Origin of the sequence: Streptomyces sp. NPDC051963 (genome assembly GCF_044593495.1) — a bacterium.
Lineage (GTDB): Bacteria > Actinomycetota > Actinomycetes > Streptomycetales > Streptomycetaceae > Streptomyces.
The window spans coordinates 1-20,500 of sequence record NZ_JBIUCC010000003.1; the positions used below are offsets into that span (position 1 = coordinate 1).

At 70.2% G+C, this 20,500-nt stretch carries 20 protein-coding genes and 1 pseudogene; 9 read left to right on the forward strand and 12 right to left on the reverse strand.

Going from position 1 to position 20,500, the window contains the following annotated elements; genetic code table 11:
- A pseudogene (locus tag ACIHFB_RS12565) lies at positions 1 to 158 on the forward strand (IS110 family transposase); the annotation flags it as partial.
- Between the two features lie 8 nt (positions 159 to 166).
- On the opposite strand, the gene ACIHFB_RS12570 reads toward ACIHFB_RS12565, so the two are convergent.
- Both ACIHFB_RS12570 and ACIHFB_RS12575 read right to left on the reverse strand, forming a co-directional pair.
- Positions 167 to 631: a pyridoxamine 5'-phosphate oxidase family protein gene (locus tag ACIHFB_RS12570; protein ID WP_400126768.1), complete on the reverse strand. Its 465-nt coding sequence runs from the start codon at positions 629 to 631 to the stop codon at positions 167 to 169.
- A gap of 55 nt (positions 632 to 686) precedes the next feature.
- Complete coding sequence (locus ACIHFB_RS12575) at positions 687 to 1,418, reverse strand: helix-turn-helix domain-containing protein (protein ID WP_400126769.1); 732 nt, start codon at positions 1,416 to 1,418, stop codon at positions 687 to 689.
- A gap of 127 nt (positions 1,419 to 1,545) precedes the next feature.
- Between ACIHFB_RS12575 and ACIHFB_RS12580 the strand changes: the two genes are divergently transcribed.
- The 3 genes from ACIHFB_RS12580 to ACIHFB_RS12590 all read left to right on the forward strand — a co-directional run bounded on the left by ACIHFB_RS12580 (position 1,546) and on the right by ACIHFB_RS12590 (position 6,783).
- Positions 1,546 to 3,048, forward strand: coding sequence for an APC family permease (locus ACIHFB_RS12580; RefSeq protein ID WP_400126770.1), 1,503 nt, complete (start codon positions 1,546 to 1,548; stop codon positions 3,046 to 3,048).
- Positions 3,049 to 3,067: 19 nt separating this feature from the next.
- Positions 3,068 to 4,699, forward strand: coding sequence for an amidohydrolase (locus tag ACIHFB_RS12585; RefSeq protein WP_400126771.1), 1,632 nt, complete (start codon positions 3,068 to 3,070; stop codon positions 4,697 to 4,699).
- A gap of 575 nt (positions 4,700 to 5,274) precedes the next feature.
- A complete protein-coding gene (locus tag ACIHFB_RS12590) occupies positions 5,275 to 6,783 on the forward strand; it encodes a hypothetical protein (RefSeq protein ID WP_400126772.1) in 1,509 nt (502 codons plus the stop codon).
- A 62-nt stretch (positions 6,784 to 6,845) separates the two neighbouring features.
- Here ACIHFB_RS12590 and ACIHFB_RS12595 read toward each other — a convergent pair whose 3' ends face one another.
- Genes ACIHFB_RS12595 through ACIHFB_RS12615 form a run of 5 tightly spaced genes read right to left on the reverse strand, consistent with a single transcriptional unit; the run spans position 6,846 to position 11,223 of the window.
- On the reverse strand, positions 6,846 to 8,093 hold the full coding sequence (locus ACIHFB_RS12595; RefSeq protein ID WP_365279621.1) for a cytochrome P450: 1,248 nt from the start codon (positions 8,091 to 8,093) through the stop codon (positions 6,846 to 6,848).
- Positions 8,090 to 8,695: an ATP/GTP-binding protein gene (locus tag ACIHFB_RS12600; RefSeq protein WP_365279624.1), complete on the reverse strand. Its 606-nt coding sequence runs from the start codon at positions 8,693 to 8,695 to the stop codon at positions 8,090 to 8,092. The genes ACIHFB_RS12595 and ACIHFB_RS12600 overlap by 4 nt, the downstream gene beginning before the upstream one ends.
- Entirely contained in the window at positions 8,676 to 9,086 is a 411-nt protein-coding gene (locus tag ACIHFB_RS12605; RefSeq protein ID WP_365279628.1) for a DUF742 domain-containing protein, read from the reverse strand. The genes ACIHFB_RS12600 and ACIHFB_RS12605 overlap by 20 nt, the downstream gene beginning before the upstream one ends.
- A complete protein-coding gene (locus ACIHFB_RS12610) occupies positions 9,083 to 9,493 on the reverse strand; it encodes a roadblock/LC7 domain-containing protein (RefSeq protein WP_095755295.1) in 411 nt (136 codons plus the stop codon). Before ACIHFB_RS12610 ends, ACIHFB_RS12605 begins: the two co-directional genes overlap by 4 nt.
- A gap of 5 nt (positions 9,494 to 9,498) precedes the next feature.
- Complete coding sequence (locus ACIHFB_RS12615; protein ID WP_400126773.1) at positions 9,499 to 11,223, reverse strand: ATP-binding protein; 1,725 nt, start codon at positions 11,221 to 11,223, stop codon at positions 9,499 to 9,501.
- 250 nt (positions 11,224 to 11,473) lie between these two features.
- Here ACIHFB_RS12615 and ACIHFB_RS12620 point away from each other — a divergent pair, with 250 nt between their 5' ends.
- Complete coding sequence (locus tag ACIHFB_RS12620) at positions 11,474 to 11,836, forward strand: DUF1304 domain-containing protein (protein WP_365279633.1); 363 nt, start codon at positions 11,474 to 11,476, stop codon at positions 11,834 to 11,836.
- Positions 11,833 to 12,396: a TetR/AcrR family transcriptional regulator gene (locus ACIHFB_RS12625; protein ID WP_400126774.1), complete on the forward strand. Its 564-nt coding sequence runs from the start codon at positions 11,833 to 11,835 to the stop codon at positions 12,394 to 12,396. Before ACIHFB_RS12620 ends, ACIHFB_RS12625 begins: the two co-directional genes overlap by 4 nt.
- A gap of 165 nt (positions 12,397 to 12,561) precedes the next feature.
- On the opposite strand, the gene ACIHFB_RS12630 is transcribed toward ACIHFB_RS12625, so the two are convergent.
- A complete protein-coding gene (locus ACIHFB_RS12630; RefSeq protein WP_400126775.1) occupies positions 12,562 to 13,509 on the reverse strand; it encodes a GlxA family transcriptional regulator in 948 nt (315 codons plus the stop codon).
- A gap of 71 nt (positions 13,510 to 13,580) precedes the next feature.
- Here ACIHFB_RS12630 and ACIHFB_RS12635 point away from each other — a divergent pair, with 71 nt between their 5' ends.
- Positions 13,581 to 14,531: an NADP-dependent oxidoreductase gene (locus ACIHFB_RS12635; protein WP_365279642.1), complete on the forward strand. Its 951-nt coding sequence runs from the start codon at positions 13,581 to 13,583 to the stop codon at positions 14,529 to 14,531.
- Between the two features lie 6 nt (positions 14,532 to 14,537).
- On the opposite strand, the gene ACIHFB_RS12640 is transcribed toward ACIHFB_RS12635, so the two are convergent.
- Together ACIHFB_RS12640 and ACIHFB_RS12645 are read right to left on the reverse strand one after the other, a co-directional pair.
- Positions 14,538 to 15,644 carry an NAD(P)-dependent alcohol dehydrogenase gene (locus ACIHFB_RS12640; RefSeq protein ID WP_400126776.1) on the reverse strand — a complete coding sequence of 369 codons (1,107 nt, stop codon included), beginning with the start codon at positions 15,642 to 15,644 and terminating at the stop codon, positions 14,538 to 14,540.
- 25 nt (positions 15,645 to 15,669) lie between these two features.
- Positions 15,670 to 17,124, reverse strand: a complete 1,455-nt coding sequence (locus ACIHFB_RS12645; protein WP_365279648.1) for an aldehyde dehydrogenase family protein — start codon at positions 17,122 to 17,124, stop codon at positions 15,670 to 15,672.
- A gap of 115 nt (positions 17,125 to 17,239) precedes the next feature.
- Between ACIHFB_RS12645 and ACIHFB_RS12650 the strand changes: the two genes are divergently transcribed.
- Positions 17,240 to 17,677: a MarR family transcriptional regulator gene (locus ACIHFB_RS12650; RefSeq protein WP_365279651.1), complete on the forward strand. Its 438-nt coding sequence runs from the start codon at positions 17,240 to 17,242 to the stop codon at positions 17,675 to 17,677.
- A gap of 123 nt (positions 17,678 to 17,800) precedes the next feature.
- Positions 17,801 to 18,181, forward strand: a complete 381-nt coding sequence (locus ACIHFB_RS12655; protein WP_365279654.1) for an anti-sigma factor antagonist — start codon at positions 17,801 to 17,803, stop codon at positions 18,179 to 18,181.
- 6 nt (positions 18,182 to 18,187) lie between these two features.
- Here ACIHFB_RS12655 and tuf read toward each other — a convergent pair whose 3' ends face one another.
- Both tuf and ACIHFB_RS12665 read right to left on the reverse strand, forming a co-directional pair.
- Positions 18,188 to 19,381, reverse strand: a complete 1,194-nt coding sequence (gene tuf, locus ACIHFB_RS12660; protein ID WP_365279656.1) for an elongation factor Tu — start codon at positions 19,379 to 19,381, stop codon at positions 18,188 to 18,190.
- Positions 19,382 to 19,448: 67 nt separating this feature from the next.
- On the reverse strand, positions 19,449 to 20,402 hold the full coding sequence (locus ACIHFB_RS12665; RefSeq protein WP_365279659.1) for a ribose-phosphate pyrophosphokinase: 954 nt from the start codon (positions 20,400 to 20,402) through the stop codon (positions 19,449 to 19,451).
- Positions 20,403 to 20,500: the final 98 nt, after the last annotated feature.

The following is a 20,500-nucleotide window of genomic DNA, read 5'->3' on the forward strand; positions in this document are numbered from 1 at the left end:
CCAACTCGCGGAGGTTCTACGACCGCAAACGCGCCGAGGGCAAGAAGCACGTCCAGGCCGTACTCGCCCTCGCCCGACGACGCGTCAACGTCCTCTGGGCCCTGATCCGTGACCGGCGGTGCTACCAAGTCGCACCGCCAGTGACTTCGGCCGCTTGACAACAGCATTAGGAAGCCACGAGCCACTCCCCGTCCCGCATCAGGTCGCGTCCGTCGAGTTCGTCTGCCTCCCGCCAGGCCTGCACGCGCTGTGGGTGGATGCGGAAGTACAGGTAGGGCGTGGAGAGTTGGCGCGGCTCGAAGCCGGTCCGGGCCGCGAAGAGATCGCCTTCCTCATCGGACAGTTCCGCGGGCGGCACCGTCTGGACCGTGCCCTCGACGATCAACACGTCCCGGGTCGGCCCGATGCCGATGCGGGCCTTGCCGGTCTCGCGCAGGTTCCGGCCGGTCGGACTCTTCGCCGGTGTGGCGATGAGCAGCGTCGAGCCGTCCCAGCGGAAGGACAGCGGCACGAGATACGGAAGTGCTCCGTCGCCGGCGGCCGTCGCGACCCAGGCGTCGACGTCGTGCTCGAGTCGGTGCAGTGTGTCCTGCTTGCGCTGCTCGGCGGGGCGTGCGGGCGCTGGGGTCATCGTCGGACAGCCTCCTGACAGGGGTTTTCGTACGGACATGTCGAGCGGATGCCGCTCAGTGTGACCGTCCCGGGCTCTCCTGCGCCCGGAACTCGTCGAGCCGGGCCGCGGCCGCGCCGAGCAGCAGGTCCAGGGCGGCCGGATAGGAGCTGTGCCGCATGTCCGCCATGAGATGGCGTGCCGTTGCGGCGATGTGCGGGTGGGTGTCCGCGGGCAGCCGCGCGTAAGTGGCCCGCCATAGGGCCGCCTCCGCGTCGCGCGCGGCCTTCGGCAGCACCCTGTCCGCGGAGTCGAGGGCGGCGAAGGCGAGGGCCTGGTCGATGAAGGCGTGGTAGATCCGCACCGCCTCGGCGTCGGGGAAACCCCCGTCGCGCAGCACTCCGATGATGGTCTCCACGGCCTGGATCTCATGGGCGCGTCCGGTCACCCGGTGCGAGCTGAGCACCGCCGCCCTGGGGTGGGCGAGCGCCCCGGTGTGGATGCGCAGCCCGAGATCGCGCAGGTCGGCGCGCCAGTCGCCGGTGGGCCGCCAGATCCGCAGCGTACGGCCGATCAGCTCGTCGGCGACGGCGAGCATCAGGTCGTCGGTGTGCCGGAAGTACCGGTACAGCGAGCTGGGGTCCGCGCCCAGGGCCCGGCCCAGGCGGCGGACCGAGAGGGCCTCGGCGCCGTGTTCCTCGATGAGTCTCAGGGCCGTTGCGACGATCAGTTCCTCGGAGAGGACGACGCCCTGTTTGGTGGGACGTCTGCGCTGCCGGGCCGCGGGCGCGACGACGCGTTCGGTCATGGGTGCCTCCAGGAGGGGCCGGTGGGCGCACCTTATGACAACACCGTTGACCTGTTAACCCCCCGGCCAGTTTCATGTCGCCTCACCGGGGCCGACCAGGCCCCCCGGTGCGAGCGGAGAGCTGGCCATGACCGACAAGCCCTATGGGGTCGACCCTCCCGCGCGGCCCGTGCTGCGCAAGTCCCTCGGAGTCATGGACGGCGTCGCCATCGCCGCGTCCAGCACGGCCGCGACCACCAGCATCGGTATCGGCCTCGGGGTCACCGCCGGGGTGGTCGGACTGCATCTGCCCGCGATCATGCTGCTGGCCTTTCTGCCGATCCTGGGCATCGCGGGCGCCTACTCCCGGCTCAACCGGGTCGAGCCGAACGCGGGCAACGGCTATGTGTGGGTGGGCCGTTCGCTCACCCCCTGGCTGGGCTTCCTGGTCGGCTGGGTGCAGATCGTGGCCACGGTCGCGTTCCTCGCGTACACCACGGCCGTCACCGGGTCGGCGATCCTCCAACTGGCCGGGGACGCCGGGCTGCACGAGCTGGGCGGGCTCGCGCTGGACCCCGGCTCGACCGCGCAGACCACCGCGGTGGGCGTCTTCGTCCTGGCCGCGGTCACGCTCACCGCCGTCACCGGCATTCGGACCGCGGCACGCCTCCAGGCCGGACTGCTGGTCTTCGAGTACGTCGTCCTGCTCGCCTTCTGCGGCTACGGCATCGTCACCGGGCCGCACCCCTTCAGCTGGAGCTGGTTCGACCCGTTCGCGATCCCCTCGGCGCCGGCGCTCGCGCAGGGCCTGCTGCTCTCGGTGTTCTGCTACTGGGGCTTCGAGGCCGCGTTCAGCGTCAACGAGGAGGTGCGCGACCCTCGGGATGCCTCGAGGGCCGGGATCATCACCCTCGTCACCATGCTGGCGCTCTTCCTGCTCGGCTCGATCGCCTTCCAACGGGTGCTGTCCGAGGAGGAGTTGGCGGGTCACGGCGCCGAGGGCCTGGCGTACTTCGGGGACCGGCTGGCCGCGCAGCCGCTCGCCGCACTGCCGTTGATCGCGCTGATGTTCTCCGCGGTCGCCTCGCTCCAGGCCGGGGTGATCCCCACGGCCCGGGGGATGTTCGCGATGAGCCGGGATCGTACGCTCGGTCCGGTGTGGTCCAAGGTCAGCTCCCGGTACGGGACTCCGGCCGCCGGGACGCTGCTGATCGGCGCAGCCGCCGCGGCGGTCGCGGCGCTCGCCCTGGTGATCCCCCGGCTGGCGGACATGATCATAGCGACGGTGAGCGCCGTGGGCATCGTGGTCGCCCTGTCCTACGCGCTGACCGCGCTCGCCGCCGCCGTGCGCTTCCGCTCGCTGCTGCGCGAGGACTGGCGGCAGGGCGTGCGGGCCGTGGTGCTGCCGGCGCTGAGTGCCGCCGCCCTGCTGAGCCTCGGCGGCTATCTCGGCTGGTCGTTCTACACCTCCACCGACCATCTCGAACTCCGTGCGGACAACGGGTGGTTCTTGCTGCTCACTCCCCTGGCGATGATCGCGTCCGGCTTCGTGGCCGCCGCGTGGGCCAAGTGGGTGCGCAGATCGCCGTACTTCCGCACCGGCGAGGGCAGTGACGCCGACGCGCCCCAGTTGCTCGCCACCCCGCAGTAGACCTACCAGGAAACGGATCATGCACGCTGACCTCCTCTTCACCGGCGGCCCCGTCCTCACCCCCGAGGGCCGCACCGCCACCGCCGTCGCCGTCACCGGCGACCGCATCACCGCCGTCGGGCACGACGAGGTGCACGACCTGGCCGGGCCCCGCACGGAAGTCGTCGACCTCGCCGGAAGGTTGCTGCTGCCCGGCTTCCAGGACGCGCACGTCCACCCGGTGCCGGCGGGTCTGGAACTCACCCAGTGCGATCTGACCGGGACCCGGACGGCGGACGAGACCGTGGCCGCCGTACGCGCGTATGCCGCCGCGCACCCGGAACGGGAGTGGATCACCGGCGGCGGCTGGTCCATGGAGGCCTTCGAGGGCGGTACGCCGACGAAGGGGCTGTTGGACGCGGTCGTCCCCGACCGGCCGGTGTACCTGCCCAACCGCGACCATCACGGGGCCTGGGTGAACAGCCGCGCCCTCGCGCTCGCCGGGATCACACGCGACACGCCCGACCCGGCCGACGGGCGGATCGAGCGCGACGCCTCCGGCGAGCCCAGCGGGACGCTCCAGGAAGGCGCGATGCAACTCGTCGGACGGCTCACTCCGCCCGCCACACCGGCCGACCGGAAGGCGGCCCTGCTGCACGCCCAGCGTCATCTGCACGCCCTCGGCATCACGGCCTGGCAGGACGCGCTGGTCGGGGACTTCCTGGGCATGGACGATCCGTCCGAGGCGTATCTCGCCGCCGCCCGCGACGGCTCGCTCACCGCCCGCGTGGTCGGCGCCCTGTGGTGGGACCGGGAGCGCGGAGCCGAGCAGATCCCCGAACTCGTCGAGAAGCGGGCTGTGTTGACCCACGGGCGGTTCCGCGCCTCCACGGTGAAGCTGATGCTGGACGGGGTCGCCGAGACCGGCACCGCCGCCCTGGTGGACCCGTATCTGGACCGGTGCGGCTGCGCCACCGCCAACCGGGGCACCAGCTTCATCGACCGCTCCCAACTGCCCAAGTACGTGGCCGAGTTGGACGCCCTCGGTTTCCAGTGCCACTTCCACGCTCTCGGCGACCGGGCCGTGCGTGACGCACTGGACGCCGTCGAGGCCGCGCGCGCCGTGAACGGACCGAGCGACACGCGGCCCCACCTGGCGCATCTTCAGATCGTGCAGCCGGTCGACGTCCCGCGGTTCGCCCGGCTCGGCGCCACCGCCAACATCCAGCCGCTGTGGGCCGCGCACGAACCCCAGATGGACGAGCTGACGATCCCCTTCCTCGGACCCGAACGGGCGGCGTGGCAGTACCCGTTCGGTGCGCTGTTGCGCTCCGGTGCCCGGCTGGCCGCGGGCAGCGACTGGCCGGTGAGCAGCCCCGATCCACTGGAGGGGATCCATGTGGCGGTGAACCGCGTGGCACCGGGCGCCGACACCGCGGTGTTCCTGCCCGCCGAACGCCTCGCTCTCGCCGATGCGTTGACCGCGTACACCGCGGGCTCGGCGTATGTGAACCATCTCGACGACACAGGCGAGGTGCGCCCGGGAGCGCTCGCGGATCTCGTGGTCCTGGATCGCGATCCGTTCGACGGGCCGGTCGAGGCCGTCGCGGAGACCCATGTAGCTATCACTTACGTCGGGGGCGCGCGAGTATACGCAGCTCAAGAGGCTTGAGCAGTAACGGAGATCACGGTCCGGTTACGCGTAGATCATTTACGCCCTGGGCAGCCTCGTACCGCTTTCCGGTTCAACTTTCGTATCGCGCAACCCAGTTCGAGTGAGCGGGCAGTCACGGTGACTGTCCGCACACAGGGACGGGGGACTTTGCGCTGCCGTTTTTCGAAAGGAAACCCATGCCGCAGGACGTCCGGTTCCGACTCCCCTTCGACAAGGGCGGGCCGTTCATGGGAGGCCGCCGGCGGTGTCGCGGATGAATCTGCCGCGAACGAGCGGCTCGTCGCATCCCCGGCTTACAACCACGGCCGGTCGATTCCGTTGCCAGGAGCACAGCGTGAAGGGAAACCAGTGTGAATTCTCGAGTCGTAGGCGGTGGTCCGGAGACGACCCGCGACAGCTCGGTCCCGGCACAGCCAAGCGCCCGGCTCCAGCCGACGGAGGCGGGGAACACCCTGGCCCGCCTCTTTGCACAACACATCAATGGGTGCACGGAGCAGTACCGAGATTGCCAGAATGCCGCTCAGCAGCGGCTGGATGCAATCGGATCCCCCCAGCCCAGCACCACGCTGCATGTGGAGGGAGCCCTCCATCTGGCGCCGCACCCGTTCCTCCCGCCCGACGAGGAGGGCTACGCCAGGTTGAGGCGACTCGACGACGGCCTGCGCGTGATCGAAGCGGCCTTCCCTCAAGTCAGCACCGATATCGAGGTCTGCCGACTGACCTGCATGATGCTGGAAGGGGCCTGGAGGGAACGGGCACTCACCCCGCCGCGCGAGCAGAGGCAGACAACCGTCTGCGACTGCTCTCTGTGCCGTCGGCTGCCTACGCCCCCCGCACGCACGCCGGCTGACTACGGTTGGCGGCAGAGCGCCGGTCGTCCCCTCACCGTCAAGACCTGGCCGTACCACCGGGAACTCGACAGCGTCCTGACCGGTGGTTGGGTCCTGGCCCGGAAGATGAACGACCTCGAACGAGACCTCGGCCACCGCCACCGCTTCGAGGACGACATCCTGCTCTTCCACGAATACAAACGCGTGATCGACACCATAGACACCACGCACCTCACCCAACTCATCGAAGGCCGCCTGGCCGAGAATTTCAGCACCAACACCGCACGGGCCCTCGTCTGCGGACTCTACGCAGCCCACAAGCGATCCGTGGACGAGTACTGGCTCCAACAGCACCACGCGGGCAGCGTCGTACTCCCCCAGACCAACCCGCTCAGCCAGAGCACCTACTCACTCCTGCAGATGATGGACTGCCTGTTCTGGCACGTCTCACCCGACACCGAGCTCTGGCAGGAAGAACACCTCGCCTCCCTGCTGCTGTGCCGCGTCGTCGACGACATGGTCGACGTTCGAGCCGACGCCCTCACCGGCGAGATCAGCAACTTCTGGCTCGCCGACCTGCCCACCCACACCAAGGCCCTCTACGCTGCCGCGGCCATCGCCCTCATCAAGTACGGCTGCATGCCCGAGGCGCATCCCCCGATGTGGAACTCCTGGCTGCAGACCAGCACCATCGTCTGGTTGGGGCTCACGGGCCGGCACGCCCTGTGGTTCGACGGCATCACCCAGGGCCTCCCCCCGGCCCAGGACTGCCCGCTGTGCGACCTGCAGCCCAACGCATGCACCGGAATCCTCACCGACGGCACCACCCTCACCGTCGCCCCGCGGCCCACCGCACCGGCTCTGAGCCCCCGGACCGCCGAGCTGTCCGCACGCTGCCGGGCCCAATACCCCGAGACCTGGCCCCTCTTCGACGCCGAACTCCACGCCTTCGAAGCGCTGCACGGCCCCTGGCACGGCAACACCGACAGCACATGGGAGATCCTGCGCCGCACGTACATCGCCGCCGTGGAGGCATCCCGCGCCGAATCGTCCACGGCCCGCGCTCGTCAGGTCCAGGAAGACTCCGGCGTAGTCGGGTCCGAGTTCTACTACACCCTGCACGACCCTGACACCGGGCGGGAGGACACCGCGCTGCTCGCCTACATGTTCGGCTGCGCCCACCCGCACTTCCTCTGGAACGCCACGGGATACCGTCCCACGCACCTCGCAGGCGACTGGCTCGACGGCTGACGCCTCGATCCTGTTCCAGAAACATGACGCCGCTGCCCGGCCGGGCAGCGGCGTCTCAGGACCTATACCTCGAATTCGACCGGCAGGCTTTCCAGCAGCGACATCCATGTGGACGCCGTCGAGGTGAGCTCCTCCGGCGGCACGGCCAGGCGCAGGCCCGGCAGACGGTGCAGCAGGACGTCCACCGCGATCTCGATGATGGACATCCCGATGTTCTGCCCGGGGCACTCGTGCGGGCCCGCGCCGAACGCCAGGTGCGCCTGGTTGCCGTGCACCGAGACACTCGGGTCAGGCCGGACCTCAGGGTCCAGGTTGCCCGGGCCGAGACCGAGAACGAGCAGATCGCCCTCCTCGATGCGGTGCCCGCCCAGTTCGACATCGCCGGCGGCGAAGCGCCCCGGCAGGACGGCCAGCGGCGGAGAGTCCCACATGGCCTCCTCGATCACCGCCGAGATGTTCAGCTGACCGCTGATCAGCCCGGAGAGCCGGGAGGCGTCGGTCAGGACCAGCTCCAGCACCCGGGCCAGCAGGTTGGTCGTGACGTGCGCGGCGATCAGCACCGCGCGCAGGTGGAGCACGACCTCGTCGTGGTCGAGAGCCGCGTGATGCTCCAGCAGGCCGGTGGCGAGGTCGGACCCGGGTTCGGACCGCCTGCGCTCGGCGAGTTCACCGAAGATCTCCCTGATCACGCCGTCGTGCATGACGGCGTCCTCGCCGCCCTTCATCACCTGCGCACAGGACTCGACCAGGCGACGCCCCTCCGCTTCGGCAAGTCCCAGAATGCGGGCCATCACGAGCATCGGCAGTAAGTCTGCGTAGTCCGCCACCAGATCGGCGCGGCCGGAGTCCGCGAACGCGTCGATCTGCTTGTTGGCGAAATGCGTGGCGTGGCGCCGGACACCGCGGCCGGCGGCGGACTGGAGCCCGTCGCTGACGGCACCGCGCAGTCGGCGGTGAGGCTCGCCGTCCTGGGACACGCAGTCGGGGCGCCAGGCGAGCATCGGAACCAGGGGAGAGTTGTCCGCGATCCGGCCCTCCCGCCAGTCCCGCCAGATCCGCCCGTCCCGGGCGAACTGGCGGGGATTGTCGAGCACTCGCCGGCTGTCCCGGTAGCCCAGTACCAGCCAGGCGGGGATGTCGCCCTCCAGCAGCACCGGCGCGACGGAGCCGTGCTCCTTGCGCAACCGCTCGTAGATGCCGCGCGGGTCGGTCGCCGCCTCGGGCCCGTACAGCCGGACCGGTTCTGCCGAACCATGGGCGACCGGGCAGCCGCGGGGGGCGTCGGGACTGTCGAGGTTCTGGTCGTTCATCGGGGCTCCAGGACGACGGCGGAGCGTTCCTTCAAGTGACGCATCAGGGTGATCAGCACGTCACGGCTGGAGGCCCGGTCGCGGGCGTCGCAGACCACGATCGGGGTGTGGGGGGAGATGTCCAGGGCGTCCCGTATCTCCTCGATGGGATGCTCCTTGGAGTCGGGGAAGACGTTCAGGGCGATGACGAAGGGCACCTCCTGGCGCTCCATCTCCTCGATCGCCCGGAAGCTGGAGGCCAGCCGTCGGGTGTCCACCAGGACGACCGCGCCGAGCGCGCCCTTGAACAGGCCGTTCCACAGGAACCAGAACCGCTCCTGGCCCGGGGTGCCGAACAGGTAGAGCATCAGGCTGTCGTTGATGCTGATCTTGCCGAAGTCGAGACTGACGGTGGTCTCGGTCTTGTCGGCCACTCCGATGAGGTGGTCGACGTCGGCGCTGGCCTGGGTGAGGGTCTCCTCGGTGGTGAGCGGCTTGATGTCGCTGACCGAGCGGACCATCGTGGTCTTCCCGGTGCCGAAGCCACCGGCGATCATCACCTTCACCGAGCGGGTGCCGTCACCGGTCGGCCGGCCGGGTCGGTCAAAGCCGTTCAAGTCCACTGAGTACCTCCTCAAGGAGCGCGAGGTCGGGCCCGCGACCGGCGTTGTGCGCCGGGATGGGATCACGGGCTTCGACGTGGCCTGCCTCCAGCAGATCCGTCAGCAGCACCGCGAGAATGTTGAAGGGCAATCCGAGGTGGGCGCCGAGTTCGGCCACCGACAGCGGATCGCGGCAACGCCGGAGGATGTCCTCGTGTTCGTGCTGCATGCCCGGTACGGGGGCGGCGCGGGACACGATGAGGGTGGCCACGTCGAGACTCGACGCCGAACCGCCCGGTCCGCTACGTCCCCTGGTGACGACGTAGTAGCGCTCCAGACCTTGGGGGTCCCCCCAAGTCGAGCGAAGCCGAGAGCTTGGGGGAGGGTCCGTGGGCCGGCGGGGAGCACTCATCCAGAGTGCTCCTCCAGCCGCGGAGTGGTGCCGAGGAGCTCACCCATCCTGCGGGCCAGATCCCTCATCTGGTGTCCGAGCAGACCCTGGTCGAGGCCCTCGCGCGCCAGGACACCGAGATAGGTCTCCACACCCGCGCGGACGACGAACAGATGCCCTCCGTCGACCTCGATCATCGCCAGCCTCAACTGCCCCGCATAGGTGGGGAACTGCTCGGCGACCGGCTGGGCCAGCGCCTGGAGGCCGGCCACCACGGCGGCGAAGCGGTCCACGTCGTCGGGGTCTTCGGCGCCGTAGGAGGTGATGGCCTTGCCGTCACTGGAGGCCACGAGGGCGAAGCGGATCTCCGGGATGGACTCCACCAGATCGCGGAGCGCCCAGCTCACGTCGGTTCCCTGTTGCGTCATGTGGACTAGTCGCTCTCTTCAGTGCGGGGCTCGGCGGACTCGCGGCCATCGGCCGTGTCAACCGCCTCGCCGGTCTCTCCGTGCTCGCGTCCGGCGGTGGCGAAGGCGGCCAGGCCGGCGAAGGACGCGTCCGGCGGGACCGCGGAGACGCTGATCTCCCCGGTCCGCTCGGCGCGCTCGGCCGGCTCGTGCCGGGCCGCCTCTCCTCGCTTGCTCCGGCGCCGGGGCAGTCCGCCGGGTGTCGTTTCGACGTCGCCGGCGACGGGCTCGGCCATGGCTTCGGCGGGGACCGGTTCGCGGGCCGGGGCGGGCGCTGCGGCAGGTTGGGTCGCGGGGGCGGCGATGGCCTGAGTGGTCGCGGGGAGCGGGCTGAAGTACTTGTGCGGGACCACGACGACCACCGAGGTACCGAGCCAGGGCGAGTCGGCGAAGGTGACCCGGATGCCGTAGCGGCGGGCGAGGGCACCGACGACGCGCAGGCCGATGTTGGCGTCCTCGGAGATACCGCCGAGGCCCGGGCCCGACTCGGTGCCGGCGAGGGCCTGTTCGGCCTCGCGCTTCTTCTCCTCGCTCAGGCCCTTGCCGGAGTCCTGGATCTCGATGCCGACGCCGTTCGGGACCTCCTTGCCGGATACGACGACCGGTTCGGTGGGCGGCGAGTAGCGGGCCGCGTTGTCCAGGAGGTGCGCGAAGATCAGCGTGAGGTGGTCCACCAGGCCGCCGTCGACGCCGAGTTCGGGCAGATGGCGTACGTCGACGCGGTGGAAGTCCTTGATCCGGCCGATGCCGCCGCGCACCACGCTGAGCAGCCGCTGCGGTTCCTGCCACTGCCGGCCGGGCCGGTCCGAACCGCCGAGTACTCCGATGCTGGCGGCGAGACAGTCGGCGGGGCCGATCTCCTGGTCGAGCTCCATCAGGCCCCGCGCCACGACCGGCAGCCGGCCGTGCTCGCCCTGCATCTCGTGCAGTCGGCCGCGCAGCTTGCTGGTCAGGACGTGGATGCGGTTGCCGATGGAGATGACGGCCTGTTCGGCGGAGGTGGAGCGGTCGAACTCCCGCTCCACGCCGATCAGCGCGGTCCTCAGCAGCTTGCGCAGTTCGGCCTGGAGGTCGGCGCCGACCTTCGCGCACTGGTTGACCGTCGGCAGGATGTCGTCGATGGCGTCACCGGAGCGCAGCCGGTCCAGGGACTCGGGCAGTTGCTCGTCGGCGAGCCGGGCGACGCCGGCGAGCTGGTGCGCCAGCTGCTCCTGCCAGACCTCGGCCTGGTCGGCGAGCTGTGCTTCGTACGACTTCATCTGGGCGGCGATGCGCGCCTCGTACGCCTCCGCCTGCTCGGCGAGCCGGGACTCGTACGCCTCGGTCTGCTCGCCGAGCTGGGCCTCGTAGGCGCCGGCCTGGTCCGCGAACCGGTCTTCCTGGGCGGCGCGTTCGGCGGAGTTCTTCCGCTCCATGCCTGCCACGTGCTGCTGCCACTGCTGGGAGTGCTCGGCCTGCGAGGTGCGGAAGGTGCCCTCCGCGCGGCGCAGTTGCGTCCGGGTGCGGATCAGCAGCCGTACGCACACGGAGCTCGCCGCCGTCGCCGCGGCACCGGCGACGGCCGCGGTTATTCGCTCCGAGCTCATGAACGTGGCGGCAACCGTGCCGCCTCCCAGGGCCAGCGGCATCAGCCACCAGCTGTACCAGGCGACAGGGGCCCGCGCCGCCGGCGGCGGAGTGGCGAGTTCCATCTGCATCCTTCGAAGCAACACGACGAACAACGGGGGGTGCGCAAGGGACCGCACATGAGTACGCACCGCGAGACAACGGATCGTGACCGCGTCAACTCGCAGCGCTGTAGGGGAGCTTATCGGGTTCGAACGGAAAAGGATCAACCTCACGGTCTCCTGGAAGTGAGGATTCCGTCACGCTCTGCCAGCGGCACTTCCTGGACAGACGTCCAGCTATAGTGGACATCCGTCCAGAATACAGAGGTGGGACATGGAGACAGTCGCGAGCGTGCTGGTCGGTCTGGTGGCCGCGTTGCACGCGTACATCCTGGTGATGGAGATGTTCCTGTGGGAGAAGAAGCCGGGCAGGTCGTTCCATGGATTCAGCCGTGAGATGACGCGGGCGACCGCGCCCATGGCTGCAAACCAGGGGCTCTACAACGGGTTTCTCGCCGCGGGTCTGGTGTGGGGGCTGATCGCGGCGGATCCGACCGGGTTCAGGGTGCAGGTGTTCTTCCTGTCCTGTGTCGTGGTCGCGGGCGTGTTCGGCGCGCTCACCGCGAACACCCGCATCCTGGTCGCGCAGGCACTGCCCGGCGCGCTCGCCCTGGCCGCCGTCCTCATCGCACAGTGATCCGCGGCGTGCCCGAGGACCCGCGGGCGGCCCGCACCCGGGCGCGGCTCCGCGAGGCCCTGCTCGCGGAGTGCGCCGAGCGGCCTTTGGAGGAGGTCGCGGTCGCCTCGCTGGTGCGCCGGGCCGGTGTCGGCCGGGCCACGTTCTACGTCCACTACGCCGACCTCGAGGCACTGGCCGTGGACGCCTGCGCGGACGTCGTACGGGACGCCGTGGACGCGCTGCACGCCTGGCGCGGCCGGCCCGACCCGGTCCACGCACCCGCCGCCCTGCTGGAGTTCTTCGCCGACCTCGCCCCGCACACGGCCCTGTACCGGGCCCTGTTGAGCCCGGGCGGCGGCGGTCCGCTCGGCCACGTCCTGCACCGGGATCTACGCGCCCGCAGCCTGGCCGAGCGCAGACTCGTGGGCGCGGCGGACGCCCCCCTGGTCGCCTCCGCGGTCGCCGCGACCTTCGCCGGCGTCCTGGCCGACTGGCTGCACGGGCTGATCGAAGGCGACGCCGACCAAGTCGCCCACCAGACCTGGCAGTTGCTGGTCGCCCTGCACACCAGCCGGTGACAGCCGTTGCCCGGACCGTCGCCAGGGGGTCCGGCAGCGCCCCGAAGGGGCGCGGGGAACTGCGCGACCCGCCACGACGGACCCGCAGACGACCGACGGCCCGTCCAAGCACCCCGCGGAGCAGTCAGCGCCCTCCTCGCGGCAGCCGGTGGCACACCACGGCGATCAGCGAACCGCCTGGAACGTACGCCGGTACACCTGCGGCGAGACGCCGATGGCTGCGTGCAGGTGCTGGCGCAGGGAGGCGCCGGTGGCGAAGCCGACTCGGCCGGCGATCTGGTCGACGGACAGGTCGCTGGCCTCCAGCAGGTGCCGGGCGCGGGCGATGCGCTGCTGGATCAGCCAGCGGCCGGGGCTGAGGCCGACCTCGTCGTTGAAGCGGCGGGCGAAGGTGCGCAGGCTCATCCGGGCGTGGGCGGCGAGATCGGCCAACGTCAGGGGTTCGTCGAGGCGTTGGAGGGCCCAGGAGCGGGTCTCGGCGGTGCTGGCGGCCCCGCACTCCGGGACCGGCTGCTCGATGTACTGGGCCTGACCTCCGTCGCGGAACGGCGGGACGACACAACGGCGGGCGACCCGGTTGGCGAGTTCGCTGCCGTGGTCCGTGCGCACGATGTGCAGACAGATGTCGACTCCGGAGGCCGCGCCGGCGGAGGTCAGGATCCGGCCGTCGTGCACGAAGAGGACGTCCGGGTCCAGGTCGACCTGCGGATACTCGGACCGGAAGCGGTCGACGACCTGCCAGTGGGTGGTGGCGCGGCGGCCGTCGAGGAGACCGGCGGCGGCGAGCACGAAGGCGGCCGTGCAGATCGACACGATCCGTGCGTCCGGGCGGATCCGGGCGAGGGCGTCGGCGATCTCGACGGGAAGCCCGGCGGGGATGTCCGGGGTCGCCATGGAGGCGACCACGACGGTATCGGCCGTTTCGAGGACCTCGGGTCCATGGTCCACGGTGACCGAGAAGTCGGCGTTGGTACGCACCGGTCGGCCGTCGACGGTGCAGGTCAGCACCTCGTAGTGACCGTCGGCCGCGCCGAAGATCCGGCTGGGGATGCCCAGCTCGAAGGGGTAGACGCCGTCGAGCGCCAGGACCACGACCCGTTCCACATGCTGCATGGCACGATTCTATCGAAGGTTGGCCATCGTGCCATTTTTCTGCCCGGCGGAACCCGGCAGGCTGGACGACCATGAGCACTGTGAACACCATGCGAGCCATCAGTCAGCCCGTCCTCGGCGGTCCCGAGGTCCTCGAGGTGGTCGAGGTGGAGCGGCCCACACCCCGGGCCAACGAGATCCTGGTCCGGGTGCGCGCCGCCGGGGTCAACCCGACCGACTGGAAGCACCGCGCCACCGGCGGCTTCCTGGGCGAGCCGCCGTTCGTCCTCGGCTGGGACGTCTCCGGCGTGGTCGAGGCCGTCGGCGTCGGCGTCGCCCGTTTCAAGCCCGGCGACGAGGTCTTCTCGATGCTGGCCTACCCGTGGGGCCACGGCTCGCACGCCGAGTACGTCGCCGCCCCGGCCCGTGCCTTCGTCCGCAAGCCGGCCGGGATCGACCACATCCAGGCGGGCGCGCTGCCCCTGGTCTCGCTGACGGCGTGGCAGTCGCTGGTCGAGGCGGCGGATGTCCGGCCGGGGCAGCGGGTGCTGATCCACGCGGCGGCGGGCGGGGTCGGGCATGTGGCCGTGCAGATCGCCAAGGCGCGCGGCGCGTACGTGATCGGCACGGCGAGCGCGGGCAAGCACGACTTCCTGCGCGAGCTGGGCGTGGACGAGACCGTCGACTACCGGGAGACCGACTTCACCGAGGCCGTGAAGGACGTGGATGTCGTCCTGGACACGCTCGGCGGCGACAACGCGGTCCGCTCGCTGCGGGTCCTGCGCCCGGGCGGGATCGTCGTCTCGATCCTGCCGGTCGGCTCGCAGGACTTCTACGAGGAGGCTGAGCGGCTCGGCGTACGGGCGGTCCGGCTGCTCGTCGACGCCGATCGCGCCGGTATGGAGGCGATCGCCGACCTGGTCGAGGCGGGCAAGCTGCGCGCCACGATCGCCGGGACCTTCCCGCTGGCCGATGCCGCCAAGGCACATGAGCTCGGCGGCACCGGCCGGACCACGGGCAAGCTGGTCCTGCTGATGGACTGACCCGGGTCAGAACATGAGCACGGGCTTGATCGCCTTGCCCGCGCCCATGTCCCGCACCGCCTGGTCGATCTCCGCGAACGGATACGTGCTGATCAGGCGGTGCAGCGGGAGCCGGCCCTCCTTGACGAGCCGCACCAGGGACGGAATGAAGGACTGCGTCTCGGTGTCGCCCAGGGTGAGGCCGACAACCTGCTTGCCGCCGAGCAACCCATTCACGTCCAGGGCGACTTCGGTGCCGAACGGGGGTACCCCGACGACGACCAGGGTGCCGCGGGCGGCGAGCGCGTCGACGCCCTGACGCAGCACGGCGACGCTGCCGGTGGTCTCCACGACGCCGTCGGCGCCCCGCCCGCCGGTGATCTCGGCAATCGCCCCGCCGAGATCGGCCTCGCCGGCGTCGACGGTGTGGGTGGCCCCCAATTCCCTTGCCAGCGAAAGGCGTTCGCCGACCCTGTCGACGGCGACGATCAGCGTTGCGGGCGTGAGGGCGGCGGCCATGACGGCGGAGAGGCCGACGGCGCCGGCGCCGAGGACGACGACGGTGCTGCCGAGGGTGGGCCGCAGCACGTTCCAGACGGCGCCGACTCCGGTCTGTACACCGCAGCCCAGTGGGGCGACGGACTCCAGCGGCACATCCGGGTCGACCTTGACCAGGCTGCGCTCGTCCACCAACGCCCGCTCGGCGAACGACGACTGGCCGAAGAAGTGGCCGCCGAGCGGTGCGCCGTCCCGGCTGATGGTGCTGGTGCCGTCGGCACGACGGCCGCCGATGAGGTTCAGCGGCAGCCAGGTCGCACAGTAGGCGGGGTGGCCGCCGTGGCAGTTGCGGCACTCGCCGCACGAGGTGAAGGACAGCACGACATGGTCGCCGGGGGCCACGCCGGTGACGGCCGGGCCGACGGCCTCGACGACCCCCGCCCCCTCGTGGCCCAGAACTCCGGGAAGCGGGAAGGGCAGTCCGCCGCTCGCGACGCCGAGGTCGGTGTGACACAGACCGGTCGCCACCATCCGGACGACCGCCTCGTGCGGGCCGGGCTCGTCGAGGACCACGTCGGAGAGGGTGAAGGGCGCGCCGCCCGACTCGACGACGGCGGCGCGGGTGGTGAGGGACATCGCAGGAACTCCTTGCGGGCGGCGCTCAGTCGAGCGAGACGACGACGGACTTGACCTTGGTGTAGGCGGCGAGCGCCTCGGGGCCGTATTCGCGGCCGAAGCCGGAGTCCTTGACGCCGCCGAAGGGGACCGCGGGGTCGAGCATCGCCCAGTCGTTGATCCAGACGATGCCCGCCTGGAGCCGGTCGGCGATGCGGTGGGCGCGGGCCAGGTTGGTGGTCTGGACGCCCGAAGCCAGGCCGTAGGGCGTTGAGTTGGCGAGCTCGACGGCCTCGTCCTCGGAGTCGAAGGGCTGCACGGTGAGGACCGGGCCGAAGATCTCCTCCTGGACGACCCGGGAGTCGTTCGGCAGGTCGGCGATGACGGTGGGCTTGTAGTAGTAGCCGCCGTCCAGGTCGAGCCGCTCGCCGCCGCAGACGATGCGGCCGCCCTCCTTGCGGGCCAGGTCGACGTACTCCTCGACCTTCGCCAGGTGCTTCTCCCCCGCCATCGGTCCGACGACGGTCTCGGGACTGCGGGGGTCGCCCACCGGCACGCCGGGAACGGCCTGGGCGAGGATGCCCAGCAGGGTGCTGTAGACCGGGCGTGCCACCAGCAGGCGCGGGCCGCCCATGCAGAACTGCCCGGTGTTGAAGACGAAGCCCTTGATGACCGCACCGACCGCTTTCTCCAGGTCGGCGTCCTCGAAGACGACATGGGCCGCGTTGCCGCCGAGTTCCATGGTGACCGGCTTGAGTGCCTCGCCCGCGGCGCTCGCCACATGCCGGCCCACCGCGGTGGAGCCGGTGAACGCGATCTTGTCCACGCCCGGGTGGCGCAGCAGCGCCTCACCGGCGACGGGGCCGGTGCCGGTCACGACGTTGACGACTCCGTCCGGGATGCCCGCCTCCTGGAGCAGCCGGGCCATGTAGAGGGCGCTGAGCGGGGTCTCGTCCGCCGGCTTGTGCACCACCGTGTTGCCGGCCGCGAGCGCCGGGCCGAGCTTCGAACCGGCCAGGATCAGCGGGAAGTTGAAGGGCGTGATGGCCGCGACCACGCCGAGCGGCTCGCGCCGGGTGTAGGCGAGGGCGTTCATGGGGGTGTCGCGGTTGGCCCCGTGCAGGGAGTGGGCGAGGGCGGCGAAGTGTTCGTAGTCGTTGGCCGCGTTCGTGACGTCGACGGCCTGGCACAGGCTGATCGGCTTGCCGACGTCGAGGCTCTCCAGCCGGGCGATGTCGTCGGCGTTCGCGCGGATCAGCTCGGCGACGCGGTGCAGCACCCGGCCCCGCTCGCGGCCGCTCAGGCCGGACCAGGCTCCGCCGTCGAAGGCCTCCCGGGCGGCACGCACGGCGGCGTCCACGTCGGCTGCGCCCGCTTCCGCGACGGTGGTGACGACCGTGCCCCGGGACGGGTCGACCACCTCGGTGCGCGCTCCGTCGGCGGCCGCACGCCACTGACCCCCGATGAACAGCCGTCCGGGTTCGATCTCGAAGGTGGTCATCACCACTCCTCAGCCTCATTGCCAAGATTTCAACCAACAGGATTCCTGTTGGTGCCTCATCCGCTTCGCAGTCTCTTTACAGACAGGATTCCTGTCAATGCTCTAGGCTCGATCCATGGTCGGCACCCAGGCAACCAAGGCACCCCCGTCCCTGCTGTACATGGTCAAGCAGGTGGAACTCGTCGTGCGCTCACACCTGGACGAGCTGGTCAAACCGTCCGGGATCACCGCCCTCCAGTACACGGCGCTCACCGTCCTGGAGCGTCACGACGGGTTGTCCGCGGCGCAGCTGGCCCGGGACTCGTTCGTCACCGCCCAGTCCATCGCCGACCTGGTCCGGTCCCTGGAGAGCCGCGGACTGGTCCGGCGGGAGCGCAACCCCCGCAACCGGCGCGAGCTGCTGATCCTGCTCACCGACACCGGCCGGGAGCTGCTGGAGCGCCATGCCGGGCCGGTGCGGGAGCTGGAGGAGCGGATGATCGGGGATCTCACGGCACACCAGGCCGAGCAGTTCCGACGAGCACTCTCCCGGGCCTGGCATGCGCTGTCGTAACTGCTTAGGCTCAACACGAAGACATATGTCAATCGAACTTGCGCGAATTCCCTCGATCGGGGGTAACTTGCTGGGCGGGAAAAGGAATTGCCGCCCAGGGAGCCGGTTGGAGGCGACGTTGTCGTGCCGCAAGAACCCGCTCCACTCACCCGGCACCTGCGCATCCGCCAGGACCGCGGCTTCACGGTGCTCGAATTCCGCGGCGAGATCGACATCGCGGCCACCGTGGAGATCATCCCGCTTCTCGACCGCGCGACGGCGGGAGCCGGCCCCCGGGTCGTGCTGGACCTCAGCCGGATCGAGTTCTTCGACTGCTCCGGACTGCGTCTGCTGTACCGGGCCAGGAGCCGGGTGCTCGACCGCGACGGACAGCTCCATCTCGTGTGCACGCATCCGCTGACGCTGCGCATCCTCCGGGTGACCGGTCTGGTGCGCCTGCTGCCCCCGGCCCCGACGCTGGACGCGGCCCTGGGGCAGTCCGAGGCGGCATCCGGTTCCGTCTGACGGCGACTATGTGCGGATCTTGGTGACCTGACCGGCGCCCACCGTACGGCCGCCCTCCCGGATGGCGAACTTCAGCCCCTCCTCCATGGCGATCGGCTGGATCAGCTGCACATGCATGGTGGTGTTGTCGCCCGGCATGACCATCTCCGTGCCCTTGGGCAGGGTCACCACGCCGGTCACATCCGTCGTACGGAAGTAGAACTGCGGGCGGTAGTTGTCGAAGAAGGGCGTGTGCCGGCCGCCCTCGTCCTTCGACAGGATGTAGGCGCGCGCCTCGAACTCAAGATGCGGTGTGACCGATCCGGGCCGGATGACGACCTGGCCGCGTTCGACGTCCTCACGCTTGACTCCGCGCAGCAGCAGTCCGACGTTCTCTCCCGCCCGGCCCTCGTCGAGGAGCTTGCGGAACATCTCGATGCCGGTGACGGTGGTCTTCGTCTTGTGCTCGTGGATGCCGATGATCTCGACCTCGCTGTGGACGTTCAGCGTGCCGCGCTCGATCCGGCCGGTGACGACGGTGCCGCGTCCGGTGATGGTGAACACGTCCTCGATCGGCATCAGGAACGGCTTCTCCACATCACGCTGCGGTTCCGGCACCGCCGAGTCGACCGCGTCGAGGAGGTCGAGCACCGACCGGACCCATCGCGGATCGCCCTCCAGGGCCTTCAGCGCGGAGACCTGCACCACCGGGACGTCGTCGCCCGGGAACTCGTACTCGGTGAGCAGTTCGCGCACCTCCAGCTCCACGAGCTCCAGGATCTCCTCGTCGTCCACCATGTCCGTCTTGTTGAGGGCCACGACGATGTACGGCACGCCCACCTGCCGGGCCAGCAGCACATGCTCCTTGGTCTGCGGCATCGGACCGTCCGTGGCCGCGACGACCAGGATGGCGCCGTCCATCTGGGCCGCGCCCGTGATCATGTTCTTGATGTAGTCGGCGTGCCCCGGGCAGTCGACGTGTGCGTAGTGGCGGCGTTCCGTCTGGTACTCGACATGGGCGATGGAGATGGTGATGCCGCGCTGCCGCTCCTCGGGCGCCTTGTCGATCTGGTCGAACGGCGTGTACGGGTTGAGATCGGGGAACCGGTCGTGCAGCACCTTCGTGATCGCCGCCGTGAGCGTCGTCTTGCCATGGTCGATGTGACCGATGGTGCCGATGTTCACGTGCGGTTTCGTCCGCTGGAACTTCGCCTTGGCCACTGCAAGCCCTCCTGGTCACCTGGGTGGTGCCGAGCGTTGCGGTTGCTGGGAATCCGCTCCCTCCTGTCTATTCGCTCCGCGGCGCGTCGAACAGGGCGCTGACCGACTCACCGTTGTGAATGCGGCGCACGGCTTCGGCGAGCGCGGGAGCGATGGAGAGAATCCGCAGCTTGTCCGTGTGCTCCTCCGCCGGTACCGGCACGGTGTTGGTGCACACGATCTCCTCCACGTCGGGCTGCTCGCTGAGCCGCTTGAGGGCCCCGGCGGCGAACAGACCGTGCGTACAGGCGATCCGGATCGACCGCGGACCCAACTCCCGGAGCCGGTCGAGGAGTTCGAGCACCGTGCTGCCCTTGGCGATCTCGTCGTCCAGCACGATGACATCGCGCCCGGCGACATCGCCGATGACGGCGCTGATGCTGACCCGGTCGTCCGCGTACCGCTGCTTGGCGCCTGCCGCGACCCGGGCGCCGATCAGCCGGGCGAAGGCGGCCGCCTCCTTGGCGTTGCCGAGGTCCGGCGAGACGACGGTGGTGCGGGTCAGGTCGTACTGCCGGAAGTGCACGGCGAGTTCACGCAGCGCGTGCAGGTGGTCGACGGGCACCGAGAAGAAGCCGTGGACCTGCGGCGAGTGCAGCGTCATGGCGAGGACCCGGCTTGCGCCGGCCGCGACCATCAGATCCGCGACGAGCCGTCCGCCCATGGAGATCCGGGGCGCGTCCTTCTTGTCGGAGCGGGCGTAGGCGTAGTGCGGCATGACGACGGTGATCCGGCGGGCGGACGCCCCGCGCGCCGCGTCGCACATCATCAGCAGCTCGACCAGATGCTCCTGGACGGGAACGACCAGCGGCTGGATGAGGAAGACGTCCCGCTCCCGGCAGTTGGCCTGGAGCTGCACCTCCAGACAGTCGTTGGCGAACCGGCTGACCCGAATCGGGTTGAGCGGCACGCCGAGATGCCGGCAGACCTCCGCAGCCAGTTCGGGGTGGGCGCTACCGCTGAACACGGCGATGTCTCGCACGTCCGCTCCTCGCATGATCATTCCGGGTCGGCGCCCTCATGCTACTGACCGCGGAAATTCGGTTGCGGGCCCCCTCGGACAGCAGGCCATCATGGCGG

Bases quoted from the DNA above. Each gene is read 5' to 3' on its own strand.
- ACIHFB_RS12630 (WP_400126775.1), bottom strand. From the start codon at position 13,509: ATGCAGCATGTGGAACGGGTCGTGGTCCTGGCGCTCGACGGCGTCTAC.
- ACIHFB_RS12620 (WP_365279633.1), top strand. From the start codon at position 11,474: ATGGAGACAGTCGCGAGCGTGCTGGTCGGTCTGGTGGCCGCGTTGCAC.
- ACIHFB_RS12610 (WP_095755295.1), bottom strand. From the start codon at position 9,493: ATGACGCAACAGGGAACCGACGTGAGCTGGGCGCTCCGCGATCTGGTG.
- ACIHFB_RS12575 (WP_400126769.1), bottom strand. From the start codon at position 1,418: ATGACCGAACGCGTCGTCGCGCCCGCGGCCCGGCAGCGCAGACGTCCC.
- ACIHFB_RS12585 (WP_400126771.1), top strand. From the start codon at position 3,068: ATGCACGCTGACCTCCTCTTCACCGGCGGCCCCGTCCTCACCCCCGAG.
- ACIHFB_RS12605 (WP_365279628.1), bottom strand. From the start codon at position 9,086: ATGAGTGCTCCCCGCCGGCCCACGGACCCTCCCCCAAGCTCTCGGCTT.
- ACIHFB_RS12580 (WP_400126770.1), top strand. From the start codon at position 1,546: ATGACCGACAAGCCCTATGGGGTCGACCCTCCCGCGCGGCCCGTGCTG.
- ACIHFB_RS12635 (WP_365279642.1), top strand. From the start codon at position 13,581: ATGAGCACTGTGAACACCATGCGAGCCATCAGTCAGCCCGTCCTCGGC.
- ACIHFB_RS12570 (WP_400126768.1), bottom strand. From the start codon at position 631: ATGACCCCAGCGCCCGCACGCCCCGCCGAGCAGCGCAAGCAGGACACA.
- ACIHFB_RS12650 (WP_365279651.1), top strand. From the start codon at position 17,240: ATGGTCGGCACCCAGGCAACCAAGGCACCCCCGTCCCTGCTGTACATG.
- ACIHFB_RS12595 (WP_365279621.1), bottom strand. From the start codon at position 8,093: ATGAACGACCAGAACCTCGACAGTCCCGACGCCCCCCGCGGCTGCCCG.
- ACIHFB_RS12615 (WP_400126773.1), bottom strand. From the start codon at position 11,223: ATGGAACTCGCCACTCCGCCGCCGGCGGCGCGGGCCCCTGTCGCCTGG.
- ACIHFB_RS12645 (WP_365279648.1), bottom strand. From the start codon at position 17,124: ATGACCACCTTCGAGATCGAACCCGGACGGCTGTTCATCGGGGGTCAG.
- ACIHFB_RS12640 (WP_400126776.1), bottom strand. From the start codon at position 15,644: ATGTCCCTCACCACCCGCGCCGCCGTCGTCGAGTCGGGCGGCGCGCCC.